Origin of the sequence: [Mycobacterium] fortunisiensis (assembly GCF_019050325.1) — a bacterium.
Lineage (GTDB): Bacteria > Actinomycetota > Actinomycetes > Mycobacteriales > Mycobacteriaceae > Mycobacterium > Mycobacterium fortunisiensis.
Window position 1 is genome coordinate 495887 of the sequence record NZ_VOMB01000020.1, and the last position, 17304, is coordinate 513190.

General features: G+C 66.6%; 17 protein-coding genes, 2 tRNA genes and 1 pseudogene. 9 read left to right on the forward strand and 11 right to left on the reverse strand.

What is annotated here, in order from left to right:
* Nucleotides 1-61 precede the first annotated feature (61 nt).
* Both FR943_RS18330 and fdhD read left to right on the forward strand, forming a co-directional pair.
* A complete protein-coding gene (locus tag FR943_RS18330) occupies nucleotides 62-2359 on the forward strand; it encodes an FdhF/YdeP family oxidoreductase (protein WP_217159640.1) in 2298 nt (765 codons plus the stop codon).
* Nucleotides 2359-3183: a formate dehydrogenase accessory sulfurtransferase FdhD gene (gene fdhD / locus FR943_RS18335; RefSeq protein ID WP_217159641.1), complete on the forward strand. Its 825-nt coding sequence runs from the start codon at nucleotides 2359-2361 to the stop codon at nucleotides 3181-3183. The genes FR943_RS18330 and fdhD overlap by 1 nt, the downstream gene beginning before the upstream one ends.
* A gap of 15 nt (nucleotides 3184-3198) precedes the next feature.
* Here fdhD and clpX read toward each other — a convergent pair whose 3' ends face one another.
* The 5 genes from clpX to FR943_RS18360 form a co-directional block, all read right to left on the reverse strand.
* Nucleotides 3199-4479 (reverse strand): ATP-dependent Clp protease ATP-binding subunit ClpX, encoded by a 1281-nt coding sequence (clpX, locus tag FR943_RS18340; protein ID WP_217159642.1) that lies wholly within the window; start codon nucleotides 4477-4479, stop codon nucleotides 3199-3201.
* Nucleotides 4480-4893: 414 nt separating this feature from the next.
* On the reverse strand, nucleotides 4894-5541 hold the full coding sequence (locus tag FR943_RS18345; protein WP_217159643.1) for an ATP-dependent Clp protease proteolytic subunit: 648 nt from the start codon (nucleotides 5539-5541) through the stop codon (nucleotides 4894-4896).
* Nucleotides 5538-6140 (reverse strand): ATP-dependent Clp protease proteolytic subunit, encoded by a 603-nt coding sequence (locus FR943_RS18350; protein WP_217159727.1) that lies wholly within the window; start codon nucleotides 6138-6140, stop codon nucleotides 5538-5540. The genes FR943_RS18345 and FR943_RS18350 overlap by 4 nt, the downstream gene beginning before the upstream one ends.
* Before the next feature lie 106 nt (nucleotides 6141-6246).
* Nucleotides 6247-7635, reverse strand: coding sequence for a trigger factor (gene tig, locus FR943_RS18355; RefSeq protein ID WP_217159644.1), 1389 nt, complete (start codon nucleotides 7633-7635; stop codon nucleotides 6247-6249).
* 41 nt (nucleotides 7636-7676) lie between these two features.
* Nucleotides 7677-7750: transfer RNA gene (locus FR943_RS18360), tRNA-Pro, on the reverse strand.
* 132 nt (nucleotides 7751-7882) lie between these two features.
* On the opposite strand from FR943_RS18360, the gene FR943_RS18365 reads away from it, so the two are divergent.
* Nucleotides 7883-7956: transfer RNA gene (locus tag FR943_RS18365), tRNA-Gly, on the forward strand.
* 80 nt (nucleotides 7957-8036) lie between these two features.
* On the opposite strand, the pseudogene FR943_RS18370 reads toward FR943_RS18365, so the two are convergent.
* Nucleotides 8037-8411, reverse strand: a pseudogene (locus FR943_RS18370) (nitroreductase family deazaflavin-dependent oxidoreductase); the annotation flags it as partial.
* Between the two features lie 51 nt (nucleotides 8412-8462).
* Entirely contained in the window at nucleotides 8463-8978 is a 516-nt protein-coding gene (locus tag FR943_RS18375; protein WP_217159728.1) for an MBOE_33420 family protein, read from the reverse strand.
* Nucleotides 8979-9136: 158 nt separating this feature from the next.
* Between FR943_RS18375 and FR943_RS18380 the strand changes: the two genes are divergently transcribed.
* The 5 genes from FR943_RS18380 (at nucleotide 9137) to FR943_RS18400 (ending at nucleotide 12928) form a co-directional block, all read left to right on the forward strand.
* Nucleotides 9137-9418 carry a GlsB/YeaQ/YmgE family stress response membrane protein gene (locus FR943_RS18380; RefSeq protein ID WP_217159645.1) on the forward strand — a complete coding sequence of 94 codons (282 nt, stop codon included), beginning with the start codon at nucleotides 9137-9139 and terminating at the stop codon, nucleotides 9416-9418.
* Between the two features lie 128 nt (nucleotides 9419-9546).
* The gene (locus tag FR943_RS18385; protein WP_217159646.1) at nucleotides 9547-10041 is read left to right on the forward strand and encodes an MmpS family transport accessory protein; all 495 of its coding nucleotides are present in this window, start codon (nucleotides 9547-9549) and stop codon (nucleotides 10039-10041) included.
* 23 nt (nucleotides 10042-10064) lie between these two features.
* Nucleotides 10065-10685: a maleylpyruvate isomerase family mycothiol-dependent enzyme gene (locus FR943_RS18390; protein ID WP_217159647.1), complete on the forward strand. Its 621-nt coding sequence runs from the start codon at nucleotides 10065-10067 to the stop codon at nucleotides 10683-10685.
* A 194-nt stretch (nucleotides 10686-10879) separates the two neighbouring features.
* A complete protein-coding gene (locus FR943_RS18395) occupies nucleotides 10880-12061 on the forward strand; it encodes a serine hydrolase domain-containing protein (protein WP_217159648.1) in 1182 nt (393 codons plus the stop codon).
* 51 nt (nucleotides 12062-12112) lie between these two features.
* Nucleotides 12113-12928, forward strand: coding sequence for a DUF1542 domain-containing protein (locus FR943_RS18400; RefSeq protein WP_217159649.1), 816 nt, complete (start codon nucleotides 12113-12115; stop codon nucleotides 12926-12928).
* 9 nt (nucleotides 12929-12937) lie between these two features.
* Here the strand turns inward: FR943_RS18400 and FR943_RS18405 are convergent, their stop codons facing one another.
* From FR943_RS18405 to FR943_RS18420, 4 genes are read right to left on the reverse strand one after another with little or no spacing between them, the layout of a single operon-like run.
* A complete protein-coding gene (locus FR943_RS18405) occupies nucleotides 12938-14623 on the reverse strand; it encodes a cation:proton antiporter (RefSeq protein ID WP_217159650.1) in 1686 nt (561 codons plus the stop codon).
* 37 nt (nucleotides 14624-14660) lie between these two features.
* Nucleotides 14661-15455: an Fpg/Nei family DNA glycosylase gene (locus tag FR943_RS18410; RefSeq protein WP_217159651.1), complete on the reverse strand. Its 795-nt coding sequence runs from the start codon at nucleotides 15453-15455 to the stop codon at nucleotides 14661-14663.
* A gap of 1 nt (nucleotide 15456) precedes the next feature.
* Nucleotides 15457-15930 (reverse strand): ribose-5-phosphate isomerase, encoded by a 474-nt coding sequence (locus tag FR943_RS18415; RefSeq protein WP_217159652.1) that lies wholly within the window; start codon nucleotides 15928-15930, stop codon nucleotides 15457-15459.
* Between the two features lie 31 nt (nucleotides 15931-15961).
* Nucleotides 15962-16594 carry a mycothiol-dependent nitroreductase Rv2466c family protein gene (locus FR943_RS18420; protein ID WP_217159653.1) on the reverse strand — a complete coding sequence of 211 codons (633 nt, stop codon included), beginning with the start codon at nucleotides 16592-16594 and terminating at the stop codon, nucleotides 15962-15964.
* Between the two features lie 264 nt (nucleotides 16595-16858).
* Here FR943_RS18420 and FR943_RS18425 point away from each other — a divergent pair, with 264 nt between their 5' ends.
* Nucleotides 16859-17284, forward strand: coding sequence for a DUF732 domain-containing protein (locus FR943_RS18425; RefSeq protein WP_217159654.1), 426 nt, complete (start codon nucleotides 16859-16861; stop codon nucleotides 17282-17284).
* Nucleotides 17285-17304 lie beyond the last annotated feature (20 nt).

Consider the following 17304-nt stretch of genomic DNA (forward strand, 5'->3'; position numbering starts at 1 on the left):
TGAGTGTGCCGGGGCGCCCGTTGTTTTCGAGGTCCAGCTTCTCGGGGACTAGATTGACCTCATGACCAGCGCCAAGGACATCGAGGCCGATTACGACGAGCACCATGTCATCAGCACCGGCGCCGAACACGAGGCCGCTGGGGTCAAAGCGGTCCTGGTCAGCATGCAGCGCGGCTTCGAACAGATGGGGCCGCTGCGCACCGCGGCCGCACTCACCCGACTCAACCAACGGCACGGTTTCGACTGCCCGGGCTGCGCCTGGCCGGAAGAACACGGCGGCCGCAAACTCGCCGAGTTCTGCGAGAACGGCGCCAAGGCGGTCGCCGAGGAGGCCACGAAGCGGGTCGTGACGCCGGAGTTCTTCACCCGGCACAGCGTCGCCGAGCTCGCGACCAAGCCCGAATACTGGCTGTCTCAGCAGGGCCGGCTGACCCACCCGATGGTGCTCGCCCCCGGAGAAACCCATTACCGGCCGATCGGGTGGGACGACGCCTACCGACTGATCGCCGAGCACCTCAACGCACTGGCCTCGCCCGATGAAGCGCTGTTCTATACCTCCGGACGCACCAGCAACGAGGCCGCTTTCCTCTATCAGCTGATGGTCCGCAGCTACGGCACCAACAACCTGCCGGACTGTTCCAACATGTGCCACGAATCCTCGGGCACCGCGCTGACCGAGTCGATCGGCATCGGCAAAGGCTCGGTCACCGTGGAAGACGTCACCGAGGCCGACCTGATCCTGATCGCCGGCCAGAACCCCGGCACCAACCATCCCCGCATGTTGTCGGTGTTGGAGAAGGCAAAAGCCAACGGCGCCAAGATCGTTGCGATCAACCCGCTGCCCGAGGCCGGCCTGATCCGGTTCAAGGACCCGCAGAAGGTGCACGGTGTCGTCGGCCACGGCGTCGAGATCGCCGACGAATTCGTGCAGATCCGCATCGGCGGGGACATGGCCTTGTTCGCCGGGCTGGGCCGGCTGTTGCTGGAGGCCGACGACCGAGGTGGCACGGCCGCGCCAGTTCTGGACCACGAGTTCATCGCCGAGCACTGTGCAGGCTATGACGAATACGCGGCTCAGACCCGCAACGTGGACCTCGACACCGTGGCCGAGGCCACCGGCGTCGAGCGGGCACAGTTGCAGCGCGTCGCCGACCTGCTGGCCGCCTCCGAACGCACCGTGCTGTGTTGGGCGATGGGGCTGACCCAGCAGCGCCATGCGGTCGCGACCATCGGCGAGGCCACCAACCTGTTGCTGCTGCGCGGCATGATCGGCAAGCCCGGCGCCGGGGTGTGCCCGGTGCGCGGGCATTCCAACGTCCAGGGCGACCGGACGATGGGCATCTGGGAAAAGATGCCGGAGAAATTCCTGGCCGCACTCGATGCCCGGTTCGGCATCACCAGCCCCCGCCGGCACGGCTACGACACGGTCGACGCCATCCGCGCCATGCGCGATGGCCGGGCCGGCGTGTTCATCGGGATGGGCGGAAACTTCGTCTCGGCCACCCCCGACACCGAGGTCACCGAAGCCGGGCTGCGCAGTTGCGCCCTGACCGTTCAGATTTCGACGAAGCTCAACCGCAGTCACCTGGTGCACGGCAGAACAGCCCTGATCCTGCCGACCCTCGGCCGCACCGATCGCGACATCGTGAACGGCCGCAAACAGCAAGTGTCGGTTGAGGATTCGATGTCGATGGTGCATCTGTCGCGCGGCAGCCTGCATCCCCCCAGCGATCAACTGCGCAGCGAGGTCGCCATCGTCTGCGAGCTCGCCCGGACCCTGCTGGGCCCGGAGCACCCGGTGCCGTGGGAGACGTTCGCTTCCGATTACGACACCGTGCGCGACGCGATCGCCGCGGTGGTCCCCGGCTGCGCGGACTACAACACCAAGGTGCGTCGACCCGACGGGTTCCAGCTCCCCCACCCGCCGCGCGATTCCCGCGAATTCCCCACGCACACCGGGAAAGCCAACTTCGCGGTGAACCCGCTGGAGTGGGTTCCGGTGCCCGAGGGCCGGCTGGTACTGCAGACCCTGCGCAGCCACGACCAGTACAACACCACCATCTACGGTCTGGACGACCGCTACCGCGGCATCAAGGGCGGACGCCGGGTGGTATTCGTCAACCCCGCCGACATCGAGCGATTGGGATTCGCCGCCGGTGATCGCGTCGACCTGGTGTCGGAATTCGACGGCTCCGAACGCCGCGCCAAAGACTTCCTGATCGTCCCGTACGCCACCCCGGAGGGCAACGCCGCGGCCTACTACCCCGAGACCAATCCGCTTGTCCCGCTTGATCACACAGCCGAGAAATCGAACACACCGGTATCGAAGGCCGTCGTCATCCGGTTGGAGAAGGTCTAGTGGGCCGGGTGACCGCCCGACGTCGCGCCCACCACGTCACCGGCGCGTCGGCAGAGGCGCGGCCGGAAACCCTGGTGGTCGAGGAACCGCTGGAGATCCGGGTCGACGGCAGGCCCATCACCGTGACGATGCGCACCCCGGGCGCCGATGTCGAATTGGCCCAAGGATTTCTGCTGACCGAGGGATTGATCTGTCAACGCGAGGATCTGGTGACCGTGCGTTACTGCCGGGGTGCCGAGGAAAACGGGGTCAACACCTACAACGTGCTCGACGCCACCCTGGCCCCGCATGTGCCCAAGCCCGAGGTTGACGTGACCCGCAACTTCTACACCACCTCGTCCTGCGGGGTGTGCGGCAAAGCCTCACTGGAGGCCGTCCGGCTGAGCAGCAAACACTGTCCCGGCGACGACCCCTCCACGATCGCCGCGCCGGTGCTCTCGGCGATGCCGGCCCAGTTGCGCGAGGCCCAGAAGGTGTTCGCCAGCACCGGTGGCCTGCATGCCGCGGCACTGTTCACCGTCGACGGCGAAATGCTGGTGGTCCGCGAGGACATCGGCCGGCACAACGCCGTCGACAAGGTGATCGGCTGGGCCCTGGAACACCACCGGATCCCGGCCACCGCCACCGTGCTCCTGGTCAGCGGCCGGGCTTCCTTCGAGCTCACCCAGAAGGCCGTGATGGCCGGCATCCCGATCCTGGCCGCCGTCTCGGCACCGTCTTCACTGGCCGTCGACCTGGCCAGCCAGTCCGGGCTGACGTTGGTGGCCTTTCTGCGGGGCGATTCGATGAACGTCTACACCCGCCCCGACCGGGTATTGCACTGAGCCCCGTCGAAAACCCTAAGCGGTCTTGTCGCGGCGCTCGTTACGCGACGGCTTACGCGGCACGATCGTCGGCAACACGTTGTCCTGCACGGTCTCCTTGGTCACGACCACCTTGGCGACGTCGTCGCGGCTGGGGATGTCGTACATCACCGGCAACAGGACCTCTTCCATGATGGCGCGCAGCCCGCGGGCACCGGTGCCACGGTGGATGGCCTGATCGGCGATCGCCTCCAGCGCCTCGTCGGTGAACTCCAGCTCCACACCGTCCATCTCGAACAGCCGCACGTACTGCTTGACCAGCGCGTTCTTCGGCTCGGAGAGGATCTTGACCAGGGACTCCTTGTCCAGGTTGGTCACCGAGGCGACAACCGGCAGCCGGCCGATGAACTCGGGGATCAGACCGAACTTGATCAGGTCCTCGGGCATCACCTCGGCGAAGTGGTCCTGGGTGTCGATCTCGGCCTTGGAGCGCACCTCGGCGCCGAAGCCCAGGCCGCGCTTGCCGACCCGGTCGGAGACGATCTTCTCCAGACCCGCGAACGCGCCCGCCACGATGAACAGCACGTTGGTGGTGTCGATCTGGATGAACTCCTGGTGCGGGTGCTTGCGGCCGCCCTGCGGCGGGACCGAGGCCTGCGTCCCCTCCAGGATCTTCAGCAGGGCCTGCTGCACACCCTCACCGGAGACGTCACGGGTGATCGACGGGTTCTCGCTCTTGCGGGCGATCTTGTCGACCTCGTCGATGTAGATGATGCCGGTCTCGGCGCGCTTGACGTCGTAGTCGGCGGCCTGGATCAGCTTGAGCAGGATGTTCTCGACGTCCTCACCGACATAGCCGGCTTCGGTCAGCGCCGTCGCGTCCGCGATGGCGAACGGAACGTTGAGCATCTTGGCCAGGGTCTGGGCCAGGTAGGTTTTGCCGCAGCCGGTGGGCCCCAGCATCAGGATGTTGGACTTGGTCAGCTCCACCGGTTCGGTGCGGGAATCACGGGACTTCTCCCCCGCCTGGATCCGCTTGTAGTGGTTGTAGACCGCAACGGCCAGCGTCCGCTTCGCCGTGTCCTGACCGATGACGTAGCCCTCGAGGAATTCCCGGATCTCCGCGGGTTTGGGCAGCTCGTCGAGCTTGACGTCGTCAGCGTCGGCGAGTTCCTCCTCGATGATCTCGTTGCACAGATCGATGCACTCGTCGCAGATGTACACGCCCGGGCCGGCAATGAGCTTTTTGACCTGCTTCTGACTCTTGCCGCAGAACGAGCACTTCAGCAGGTCACCGCCGTCTCCAATGCGCGCCATGTGGGGGGGTCCTACTTCCTGTTCGCAGTCGGTCGTAACGCCACTTGCTGGGTTACCTCGGGCGTAGACCCGACGCTACCCGTTCGTTCCGTCGCGGTGCGACCGATAGGGCCGAATCGCTCCGGTGGTATTTGTTCGTGTGCAGGAGAACATATCTCTCCTGACGGCTCGCCACCCGTCGGCACGCTGACTGTGACCCTGGCGTGTCGTTGCGAAACGAGGGCGAACAGCCCGCCGGCCCCGGTCTGGGCCCGCCTGTACCTGCCATTCCCCGTGGTCGAGGGTACCGGGCACCGCTGCGGTCACCGGGTAACCGCAGATCAACCGGATTTCGTCGAGCCGCCCAACGACGCACGCCCCGCACCGGAGGTCACCGGGCAGGGCGTGTGTCATCGGCTGGAGGTAGCCCGGAAGCTAGCTGCTCTGCGCAGAGAGCTTGCGGTACTCCAAGACGGTGTCGATGATCCCGTACTCCTTGGCCTGCTCGGCGGTGAGGATCTTGTCGCGGTCGGTGTCCTTACGGATGACCTCGGGATCCTTGCCGGTGTGGCGGGCCAGGGTGGTCTCCATCAGGGTGCGCATCCGCTCGATCTCGGCGGCCTGGATCTCCAGGTCGGAGAACTGGCCCTGGATCACGCCGCCCAGGGACGGCTGGTGGATGAGGACCCGGGCGTTGGGCAGGGCCAGCCGCTTACCGGGGGTACCGGCGGCGAGCAGCACCGCGGCGGCCGAGGCGGCCTGCCCCAGGCACACCGTCTGGATGTCGGCGCGCACGTACTGCATGGTGTCGTAGATCGCCATCAGCGAGGTGAACGAGCCACCGGGCGAGTTGATGTACATGGTGATGTCGCGGTCGGGATCCAGCGACTCCAGCACCAGCAGCTGAGCCATGATGTCGTTGGCCGACGCGTCGTCCACCTGGACGCCGAGGAAGATAATGCGTTCCTCGAACAGCTTGTTGTACGGGTTGGATTCCTTGACGCCGAAGCTGGAGTGCTCGATGAACGACGGCAGGATGTAACGGGCCTGCGGCTGCAGGCGGGCATCGGTGTGATCGGTCATTTGTCCAGTCCTGCTCCCGGTCCGGTGCCGTTGATGTTGGCACTGGTGATGATGTGATCGACGAAGCCGTACTCGAGCGCCTCCTGCGCGGTGAACCAGCGGTCACGGTCAGAGTCCGCCTCGATCTGCTCGACGGACTTGCCGGTGAACTCCGCGTTCAACCGGAACATTTCCTTCTTGATGACGTGGAACTGTTCGGCCTGGATGGCGATGTCCGCGGCGCTGCCGGTGACGCCACCGAGCGGCTGGTGCATCAGGACGCGGGCGTGCGGCAGGGCATGCCGCTTGCCCTTGGTGCCCGCGGCGAGCAGGAACTCACCCATCGAGGCCGCCATGCCCATGGCGTAGGTGGCGACGTCGCACGGCGCCAGCACCATCGTGTCGTAGATGGCCATGCCGGCGCTGATCGAACCGCCCGGCGAGTTGATGTAGAGGTGGATGTCCTTGGTCGGATCCTCTGCCGAAAGCAGAAGGATCTGCGCGCACAGCTTGTTTGCGATGTCGTCGTCGACCTGTGACCCCAGGAAGATGATGCGCTCGGCGAGCAAGCGCTCATAGACGGAGTCGACGAGGCTGAACCCGCTCCCATTCGAACGCATGTCAGTCACGACTGGATACCTGCTTTCTTCTACGCATTGGTACTGACGACACTAACGAAACTGCGACGCCCCGCACTCCCGTACGGGGGCGCGTTCGCTCACAGCGTCACTCGGGGGCGTCGGCGTCCTCGTCGGCGGGCGCGTCGTCACCCTCGCCCTCGCCCTGCGGCGTCTCGGCCGGGCCGAAGAACTCCGTGGTGTCGATCACGGTGCCGTCGCTGTCGGTGACGGTGGCGGCATGCACCACGGCGGCGATGGTCAGCCCGCGCCGCACGTCGGCGAACATGGCCGGCAGCTGGTTGTTCTGCTGCAGGATCTGGATCAGCTGCTGGGGCTCGATGCCGTACTGACGCGACATCAGCACAAGACGCTCGGTGAGATCGTTCTGGCCCACCTGGATGTCGAGCTTGTCGGCGACGGCGTCCATGAGAAGCTGGGTCTTGACCGCCTTTTCGGCGTTCGTCTTGTTCTCGGCGTCGAATTCCTCACGGCTGCTGCCCTGTTCGGTCAGCTGCTCGGCGAACTTGTCCTCGTCGTGGTCCAGACCGTGGATCGCGTTGTGCAGGGTGTCGTCGATCTGAGCCTGAACGATCTTCTCCGGCAACGGAACTTCGGTCTGCTCCAGCAGCGCCTCGATCGTCTTGTCCCGGATCTGCTCGGCCTGCTGCACACTCTTGACGCGCTTGACCTGCTCGACGAGGCTCTCCTTGAGCTCGTCGATCGTGTCGAATTCGCTTGCCAGCTGGGCGAACTCGTCGTCGGGCTCGGGCAGCTCGCGCTCCTTGACCGACTTGACGGTCACCGTCACCTCAGCGTCCTTGCCGGCATACTCGCCGGCGGCCAGCTTGGTGGTGAACACCTTGGACTCGCCGGCCTTCAGACCGGTGATGGCCTCGTCCAGGCCCTCGATCAGCTGACCGGAGCCGACCTCGTGCGACAGTCCCTCGGTCTTGGCCTCGGGCACGTCCTCGCCGTCGACGGTGGCCGACAGGTCGATGGAGACGAAGTCACCTTCGGCGGCACCGCGCTCGACGCCGGTGAGGGTGCCGAAGCGGGCCCGCAGCGACTGCAGCTCGGCGTCGACTTCCTCGTCGGCGATCTCGATCGGGTCGACGGTGACCTTCAGTGCCTCGAAGTCGGGCAGGGTGATCTCCGGACGCACGTCGACCTCGGCGGTGAACGCCAACTCCTGGCCGTCCTCCAGCTTGGTCACCTCGATCTCGGGCTGACCCAGCGGCTTGACGTCGGAGGCGGTGACGGCCTCGCTGTAGCGGCCCGGCAGCGCGTCGTTGACGACCTGCTCCAGCACGGCGCCACGGCCGACGCGGGCCTCCAGCAGCTTGCGCGGGGCCTTGCCGGGACGGAAGCCGGGCAGCCGAACCTGCTGGGCCAGCGCCTTGAACGCGCGATCGAAGTCGGGCTCAAGCTCGGTGAAGGGCACCTCCACATTGATGCGCACCCGGGTGGGGCTCAACTGCTCGACTGTGCTCTTCACTTTCCTGCTCCTAGATAGTCCTGGTCGTACTGGCGGGTGAGTCGGGGTGACAGGATTTGAACCTGCGGCCTTCCGCTCCCAAAGCGGATGCGCTACCAAGCTGCGCTACACCCCGTGTGTCGATCTAGCCGTGTCGATCCGCCCGCCGGACTGCGAAGGGACCACGCGAGATACTACGGCCTGCGCACGTGAAGCCCTCAATTGGCTTTGATTGGGGACACACCGGTACAGTGCTGATGCTGCACATGCGGGCGTAGCTCAATGGTAGAGCCCTAGTCTTCCAAACTAGCTACGCGGGTTCGATTCCCGTCGCCCGCTCCACCGGTCGCACCGCAGTGCCATCCTCCACGCGGGTCGGAGGAGCTCTGCGGCGGCGGCAACTCCCTGGAAACGATCGAAGCTGTCAGCAGCAGGGCTGCCTCGTTGTAGGGAAACGCTCGGTAGAGCAGCCGGGAACGCCGCATGACGAGGGCGGCAGCCTCGGCCTTGCTCACCACCCGTGGGTCGATGAGCACAACAGCCCGTCCACGCTTGCGCAGCACCGTCGGTCCGCCGGCCAGCACGTTCTTCAACCAATCCGTCTGCGGGCCGTAGCCGATGAGGATGGCGTAGCCCTCGTGGGTCTTGAATACCAAAAGGGGCGTGCGATATCGCCGACCCGACTTCCGCCCGACGTGCTCAAGCGTCCCGAGGCTCGGAAGCCACGGTGTGATCGTGCGAGCCGCCGGATTGGTGACTCGCTTGTTGAACTCTGCGATTCGTCGAGGCACGCGCATTCTCGGAGTCTAGGGAAGGCTCGAAGTGAGTGGCCGCAGTGGCGGGCCGACTCACCGGCCCGCCGGTGGGCCGGTGGGAGTCAGCGATATCGGCACCCAATGGGTGCCCGGCCCCTCACCTGGGCAGCCGGCTCCCCCGACGACGAGGGTGCGTTCCCCGGAGAAATTGCCGTCCGGGCTCGGGACCCAGTAATCGGAGCGTTGGGCCGCCACCGCGCTGCCGGGGTCGTTGCGATCGCAGAAGTAGGGATACTCACCGCTCGTTTCCCAGCGGTCGGTGTTCCACCGGTACTGATAGGCCACCGGGGCCCCGGGGTTGCGGGCGTGGTCGTCCGAATTATCCATGCGCGCCACACATCCGTTCACGTCGCATGTGGTGGTGAATTCGACGGGCACCGTGATCGAATTCATCGGTGTCGGTATTCCGTTGAACGTCTGTTTCGAGAAGTCGATGAACAAGTCGTAATGCCCGTACAGCGGCGGCGGTTCGGCGCGATCCGCATGAGCGAGAGGCGGCACGATCAAGGCGGCGCTTGCAGCGAACACGCCGACAAGGGCGATTTGCATCATTGCGCTTGGGTAACACATCTACGCACCCGGCGTAAGCAATTACTTCGAACCGATTGTGCACCGATTTGCTATCGCACAAATCTCGGTACTGGCAGTCGGCGGCAAACCGGAGGAAAGTGGGACCTACCACATCAACGTTGTAGAAAGGCAGCGTCATGATTGGAGCAATTATCACCGCAGTTGTCGTCGGCGCGATCATCGGAGCGCTCGCGCGACTGATCATGCCCGGTCGGCAGAACCTGAGCACCCTCATGACTGTCGTCCTCGGTATCGCCGGAGCCTTGATCGGCTCCTGGCTCACCGCTGCCGTCGGATACACCAACGCAAACGGCGGGTTCGCCATCATTCCGTTCGTGGTCGGCGTCGTGGTCGCGATCGTGTTGATCGCGATCTACACCGCCCTGTCGGGCCGGCACGGCACGCCCGTCGGCCACTGACCCGAACTCACCGCCGGCTCCGCCGATCCAGATCTCACGATCGGCGGAGCCGCCTTCTGTGCCGGCGTCGGGCCGGGGCTGCTTAGATCTTGTGCACGGAATCAGTTTTCGGCGACGGGGGCGGGCGAATGAGTTATCCACAGGGCGGCAACGGCTGGCAACAGATGCCGCCACCAAACATGGCGCCCCAGCCGTTTCCCGGCCAGCCCTACGGTCCCGGCTACTACCCGCCGCCACCCAAGAAGAAAAAGACCTGGTTGTGGGTTCTGCTGGCGATCGTCACGGTCATCGTCGTGGGTATCGGCGGCATTCTCGCGTTCGTCTACTACGACAGCTCGCGCGTGGTGACGGTGACGTACGAGGTCGCCGGCACCGACGGCTCGGCGACCGTGATGTATTCGCAGGGTGAATTCGGCAATCTGACCACCGAGGAAGGCGTGGCGCTGCCGTGGCGCAAGGACGTCGAACTCGCCCCCGACGCCGCCAAGGCATTCCAGCTCACCGTCCAGCCTGAACCCGGGGGCAGCGCGGAGTGCAAGGTCACCCTGAACGGCGAGGTCATCAAGCAGGACAAATCGCAAGAGCCGGGCCGGAATGCGCACTGCTTCGGTACCGCGGCCTAGCCCGGCCGACCCCCGGTAGCGCGGTGTTCAGCGTCCGGAGCCTCGCCCGCCGCGAACGCGAGGAATTCGCCGATCTGCTCGACGGGTTGAGTCCGGCGCACTGGCTGGCCCCGACGTTGTGTGCCGGTTGGACCGTCCGCGATGTCGTCGCGCACACCGTGGCCTATCTCGGGCAATCCCGGCTGGGCCTCACGGCGGCGATGCTGACCGCACGCGGCAGCGTCGACCGGATCAACGACCGAGCGCTGCGAGCCGGCGCCGGATCCGGTCCCGACCAGCTGCGCGCCCGGATGCGGGCCGGCGCCGACCCGTCGGGTGCGGGTGCGCTCTACGGCTGCCGGGTGGCGCTCATCGAATGCCTGATCCACCAGCAGGACATCCGGCGCCCGCTCGGGTTGCCTCGTGTCCTGGCCGCGGAATCCCTGCGCGCGGCCCTGACGTACGCCCGGGTCAGCCCGGTGATCGGCGGCGCCTGGCACACCCGGGGCCTGCGCCTGACCGCCACCGATCTGGACTGGTCGGCCGGTCGCGGGCCCGAGGTCCGCGGTCCGGGCGAGGCGCTGTTGCTGGCGATGACCGGACGGGTCGAGGCGGTAGCCGCAGAGTTGTCCGGCCCGGGGCTGCCCGCCCTGGGCCGACGCTGATCGGCGCGCAGGCCGCCTGATCACGGCCCCGTCTCGAAAGCCTTGCGATCCGTACCGGAGGGGGTGCGTAACGGTGGTGAGCCACCTAGCGTGAGTAACGGGTGGGGTCCACCAATCGATTCTGAAGAAGATGGCCGCGCGATCAGACAGGTTCCGCGCACCGCAGCCGTAAGCCGCACCTGTGCAGGAGTTGCATGCCCGTATTGAGCCGCATCGCAGGCACCTGCGCGCCGGAGTTCGACGGGGTCCGTCGAGCTTTCGACGCGAATTTTGCCGAGCGCGGTGAGGTCGGCGCGGCCGTCGCGGTCTGGGTCGACGGCGATCTGGTGGTGAACCTCTGGGGCGGGTCTGCCGACGCCGCCGGCACCCGGCCGTGGCAGCAGGACACCTTGGCCAGCGTGTATTCGGGCTCCAAAGGACTGTTGAGCACCTGCATCCACTTGTTGGCCGAGCGCGGCGAGATCGACCTGGATGCTCCGGTGGCCCGGTACTGGCCCGAGTTCGGCCAGGCCGGAAAGCAGAACATCACGATCGCGATGGTGCTGGGCCACCGCTCGGGAGTGATCGGCCCGCGCGAACCGATGCACTGGCGCCACGTCACCGATTGGGATGCGGTGTGCGCCCGGATCGCTGCGGCCACCCCGTGGTGGCCCCCGGGCAGCGCACAGGGCTATCAGGTGGTGACCTTCGGGTTCATCCTGGGCGAGATCGTGCGTCGGGTCACCGGTCGCACGCTGGGCCAGTACCTGCGCACCGAGATCGCCGAACCGCTGGGCGCCGACATCCACATCGGCCTGCCCGCGGCGCAGCACCACCGGTGCGCGGAGATGGTGAACAAGCCGTCGGTGCGCAGTCTGTTGGCCGACAACGGCGTCAACGAGCCGCCCGGTTCACTCGGCGATCATCCGATGGCCGGGTGGGCGGTGTCGATGGATTTCGTGCCGGATGACGAGCTGGGCGTGCAGGCCCTGGACGCTTGGCGCGCCGCGGAGTTCCCGAGCACCAACGCGCACGTCTCCGCGTTGGGCATGGCGACCGTCTACAACGCCTTGGCCCAGGAGAAGTTGCTCTCGCGGGAGCACATGGAGCGGTGCCGGGTCTCGCAGGGCGGATTCGACGCCGACGTGGTGTTGGGCGCCCGGGTGGCCGACCACGGTTGGGGGCTGGGCTACATGCTCAATCAGCGCGGGGTGTCCGGGCCCAACACCGGAATCTTCGGGCATGGCGGGTCGGGTGGTTCCTTCGCGTTCGTCGACCTGGAGCACCGGATCGGCTACGCGTACGTGATGAACCATTTCGACGCGACCAAATGCAATGCCGACCCTCGGACCGTGGCGCTTTCCAACGAGGTTTACTCAGCTCTCGGCGTAATTTGAGTTCTCTTCGAGGACCGGGGAACGCCGTTTGCCGTCGGTACGCTGGACGGCATGAACAGCGTTTTGCTGGTACTCATCGTCTTGGCCATCGCGGCGATCGCGTTCGTCGTCTACACCTCGTCGCAGGCGAACGGCCGTCGCTCCGCCGAGACACTGGCCGACGCCAAGGCTGACGCGCGGCGGCTCATCGAACGGCTCGGTGGGCAGGTGCTCAACTTGACCGGCTCCGACGATGCCGCCAAGCAGGCCCTGGCCGACGCGTCGGAGCGCTACACCGCGGCGTCCTCGCAGATCGATCAGGCCACCACGGTCAAGCAGGCGGCGCTGGCCAAGGAAAGCGCCATCGAGGGCCTCTATTACGTGCGCGCGGCCCGCACCGCGATGGGCATGGATCCGGGTCCGGAGTTGGAGTCGCTGAGTGGGCAGCGCTCGGCCGGTGCGGTCACCGAGGATCGTCGGATCAACTTCGAGGGCCGCGAGATCGAGGCCTCCCCCACCCCGTCGCAGCGCACCCCGAACTACTACCCCGGTGGCCGGGTGGCCGGGCGTCCGGTTCCGGCCGGCTGGTACTCCGAGCCGTGGTGGAAGCCGGCGCTGGTGGCCGGTGCGTGGGGCCTGGGTTCGGTACTGCTGTTCGACGCGTTGTTCTCCGGCATGCACGGAGTCGATTACGGCGCACAGGGTTTCGAGAGTGGCTACGGCGACGGCTTCTCCGACGGTTTCGCAGCCGGTCAGGATTCCGGGGGCTTCGACGGCGGCGACGCCGGCGGCGGCGACTGGGGTGGGACCGACGCCGGCGGCTGGGACGGCGGCGGTTTCGACGGTGGCGGTTTCGGCGACTTCGGCGGCGATTTCGGCGGCTTCTGAACCCGGGTTCTAGAGGCGGCTCTCCAGACGCGCCGACACCCCGGCCTCCTGCAGATCCAGCCGCTCCAGCATGGCCCGCACCGCTTCGTCCTCGATCCGGCCTTCGTCCCGCTCGGCGATGAGCGCGCCGCGTTGCGCCGCGAGCACATCCCGGTAGAGAGCCGAGAACACCGCGGCCCGCTTGGTCAGCGCCTCGGGGTCGGGCATCTCGTCGGCGTCCTGTGAATGCCGGGCGATCACCGCACGGATCTCGGTCACCAGATGCCGGTCCAGCCCTTCTGGCGGATCGGCCTCGAAGGCGTCGAGCACCTCGTCGGCTGCATCGTGCACCACCCGCTCGGCCTTGAGTTCCTCTTCCCGGTCGGCGGCATGGTCGTCACAGAACCGGGACAGGTTGAGCCGCCGGATCAACAACGGCAGTGTCCAGCCCTGGATCAGCAAGGTCCCCACGCTCACCACGAAGGCGATGGCCTGGATGGTGGCACGTTCCGGGAACGGTTCGCCGGTGGCGGTGGTGGCCGGGATCGCCGCGGCGGCGGCCAACGTCACCACCCCGCGCATCCCGGTCCAGGACACGACGAGGTTCTCCCGCCAGCTCAACGACCGGCGGTCGATCAATTCCCGCCAGCGCGCCCTCGGCCGCCGTCTCCCCAAACTGAGGGCTGCGCGTGTGCCGTCGGACACCGAGGCGCTGAACTTGTTCTCCACATGCCGAGACAGCTTGTTGCGGCCGAACATCAGGAACACCGACAGCGGCCTGATGAACAGCACGATCACCAACACGATGATCGAGGCGACCGCGACCTCAACCAGGGACTCGTGGGCCTCGTTGAGGTGCTCCAGCACGAAGCGCAGGTGCAGACCGATGTAGGCGAACACGAATGCCTCGAGCAGCACGTCCAGCGAGTTCCAGACATACCGTTCCTGCAGCCGGGTCTGGTAACCCGCGCCCATCGCGCCGTTGCCGACCACGAATCCGGCGACCACCACGGCCAGCACCCCGGAGGCGTGCATTTCCTCGGCAACGATGAACGCAGCGAACGGCACCACGAGACCTTGGACGGTTTCCAGCCCCGGATTGTCCAGGTGCTTGCGGATCCACAGCGTCACGTAGCCCAGCAGCGCACCGACCAGCGGACCGACCGTGGCGCTGTAGCCGAACAGCAGAAACGGGTTCTCGATGAACGTGTGGCTGCCGGCCACCTGGGCCACCGCGATGGAGAACAGGGTCAGCGCGGCGGCGTCGTTGATCAGGCTCTCCCCGGTGAGGATCGCCATCACCCGTTTCGGCAGACCGAGTTTGCGGCCCACCGCAACGGCGGTGACGGCGTCCGGGGGCGCCACGATCGCGCCGAGCACCAACGCCAGCCCGAAGGTCAACGGCACCAGCACCAGCCAGGACGACACCGCGGCCACAGCGAATGCGGTCACCACCACCAGGCCGACCCCGAGGCCAAGTATTGGGCGGATGTTGCGGAAGAAGGTCGGGAAGGAGAAGTCCAGCGCCGCGGAGTACAGCAGCGGCGGCAACACCACCGTCAGCAGGATGTGCGAATCGAGTTCGGGGGGTTCGAATCCCGGGAGGAACGAGACCAGGCTGCCGATGACCACGATGATCAGGGCGGGTTCCTGCCCGCGCCGATGCGCGGCGGCGGTGACGAGGATGGCTCCGACGACGACGAGGATCAATTCCACCGGGACATTGTCCCGTGCCCGGTTCCCCGGCGCGCACTCACACCTGACAGTCGGGGCACCAGAACAGGTTGCGGCCCTCCAATTCTGCGGTGCGCACGCTGGCGCCGCACACCCGGCAGGCCTCCCCGGCCCGGCGGTAGACGTAGGTGCGCGGGCGGCCCGGACCGTAGGCCGGCGCGCCGTGGTCGTGCTCGGGACGGATCACGATGATCTTTCCGCGCCGCACCCCGACCTTCATCAACGCGACGAGATCGGTCCACATGTCGTCGAATTCGGTCTGCCCGATGTGCGTTCCGGGTCGGTACGGGTCGATGCGGTGACGGAACAGCAGTTCGCTGCGGTACACGTTGCCCACCCCGGCGATCACCGACTGGTCCATCAGCAACGCGCCGATTGTCCTGCGTGACTTGCTGATTCGTTTCCAGGCCAGCGCGGGGTCGGCGTCCTTGCGCAGCGGGTCAGGGCCAAGCCGGACCACCACGTCGGCGATCTCGGGCTCGGCGATCAGCTCACAGCGGGTGGGGCCACGCAGGTCGGTACCGTATTCGGCGCCCACCAACCGCATCCGCACCTGGCCCACCGGCAACCCCATCGGTACCCGAGCTTCGGTGAACGCCCCGTACAGGCCGAGGTGGATGTGCACCACGCGGCCACCTTCGTAATGGTGGAACAGGTGTTTGCCCCAGGCGTCGGCTCGGGTGAACACCGCACCGTTGACGGCCGCCGCTCCGTCGGCGAACCGGCCCTGCGGGCTGGACACCAGCACCGGGGTCCGGCCGAACCGCTTCTGGTGCAGCCGGGCCAGCCGGTGCAGGGTGTGCCCCTCGGGCATGTCAGGCGCCGGGAACCGGCGGGGCCACGTGGTCCTTCTCGTAGGCGGCCAGGATGTCGATGCGGCGCTGATGCCGCTCGGCCTCCGACCACGGGGTGGCCAGGAAGGCGTCCACGATGGCCAGCGCCTCTTCGGTGCTGTGCATCCGGCCGCCGATACCGATCAACTGCGCGTTGTTGTGCTGGCGGGCCAGTTCGGCGGTCTCGACGCTCCAGGCCAGGGCACAGCGGGCGCCGGGAACCTTGTTCGCCGCGATCTGCTCACCGTTGCCCGAGCCACCCAGCACGATGCCGAGGCTGCCGGGGTCGGCGACGGTCTTGACGGCGGCGGCGATACAGAACGCCGGGTAGTCATCCTCGGCGTCGTAGCTGAAGGCACCGCAGTCGATCGGCTCGTGGCCGTTGTTGGTGAGGTGCTCGAGGATGGCTTGCTTGAGTTCGTAGCCGGCGTGGTCGGCACCGAGGTAGACGCGCATGCGGGTAACCCTAACGCCTCGATCAGGTTGCTCAGTCGAACTCGGGCCGCTCGGTGCGCGACCGCTTGAGCTCCCAGAAATGCGGGTACGACGCGAACGTCACCGAGGCGTCCCACAGCTTGCCGGCCTCTTCGCCGCGCGGGATCCGCGACAACACCGGGCCGAAGAACGCGACACCGTTGACGTGGATGGTCGGGGTGCCGACGTCCTCGCCGACCGCGTCCATCCCGGCGTGGTGGCTCTTGCGCAGGGCGTCGTCGTATTTGTCGGTGGTGGCGGCCTCGGCCAAATCAGCGGGCAGGCCCACCTCATCGAGCGCCTGGGTGATCACCTCGTCGAGGTCCTTGTTGTCCAGGTTGTGAATCCGGAATCCCATCGCGGTGTAGAGCGGGCCGAGGACGTCCGGCCCCTTGAGCTGCTCGGCGGCGATGGCCACCCGCACCGGGCCCCAGGCCCGCTGCATCAGCTCCTGGTAGTTCTCCGGCAGGTCGCGGCCCTCGTTGAGCACCGCGAGGCTCATCACGTGGAACTGCACGTCGATGTCGCGGACCTTTTCCACTTCGAGGATCCATCGCGACGTGATCCAGCACCATGGGCACAGCGGGTCGAACCAAAAACCGGCCGTGTCTTTTTGACCTGCGGACTTCTCTTTGTCATCGGCCATCTGGGTGTCCTCTCGATGTGGTCCTGGGCACAGCTGCCATCAGCACAACTCTGCGCCCACCTGGAGATGTTCCCGCTGCGGGTAACTATCCACGTCCCAATTGCGACAACCTTGATGCATGCTGAAGTCACGGCAGCGACACAGGAAACGCATAGCGGGTGAACTTTTACCGAAACGTGTTGTTCCTGTGACCCTGGTCAACCAGTGTTGCCCAAGTGAGCAGAGCGTCATCAGAGTTCTGCGTGATAGCTGAGGAGCTCGAATATGACCGCTCGCAACGTCCTGACGGCCGCCGGCACCTGTGCCGGTGCCCTCGCCGTCGCTTTCGCACTGGCGGTCCCGGCCCAGGCCGACCCGATCCCGCCCAATCCGGCCCCGCCCAATCCGACCGACGACTCGTTCCTCAATGCCCTCAACGACGCCGGGGTGGGCTACGGCGATCCCAACGCCGCCGTTCAGATGGGCCAAGATGTGTGTCCGATGCTCGTCGAGCCGGGGAAGGACTTCGCCTCGGTGGCCTCCCAGATGCGCGGCGACAACGGGATGTCACCGCAGATGGCGTCGTTCTTCACCGGCATCGCGATCCAGATGTACTGCCCGCAGATGATGTCGTCGATCAGTGACGGCTCGATCCTGAACAACCTCGGGGCGCTCAACGCCCTCGGCGGCCTGGCCGGCTTCCCCCAGTAGCTGGGTCGCACGCGCAGCCA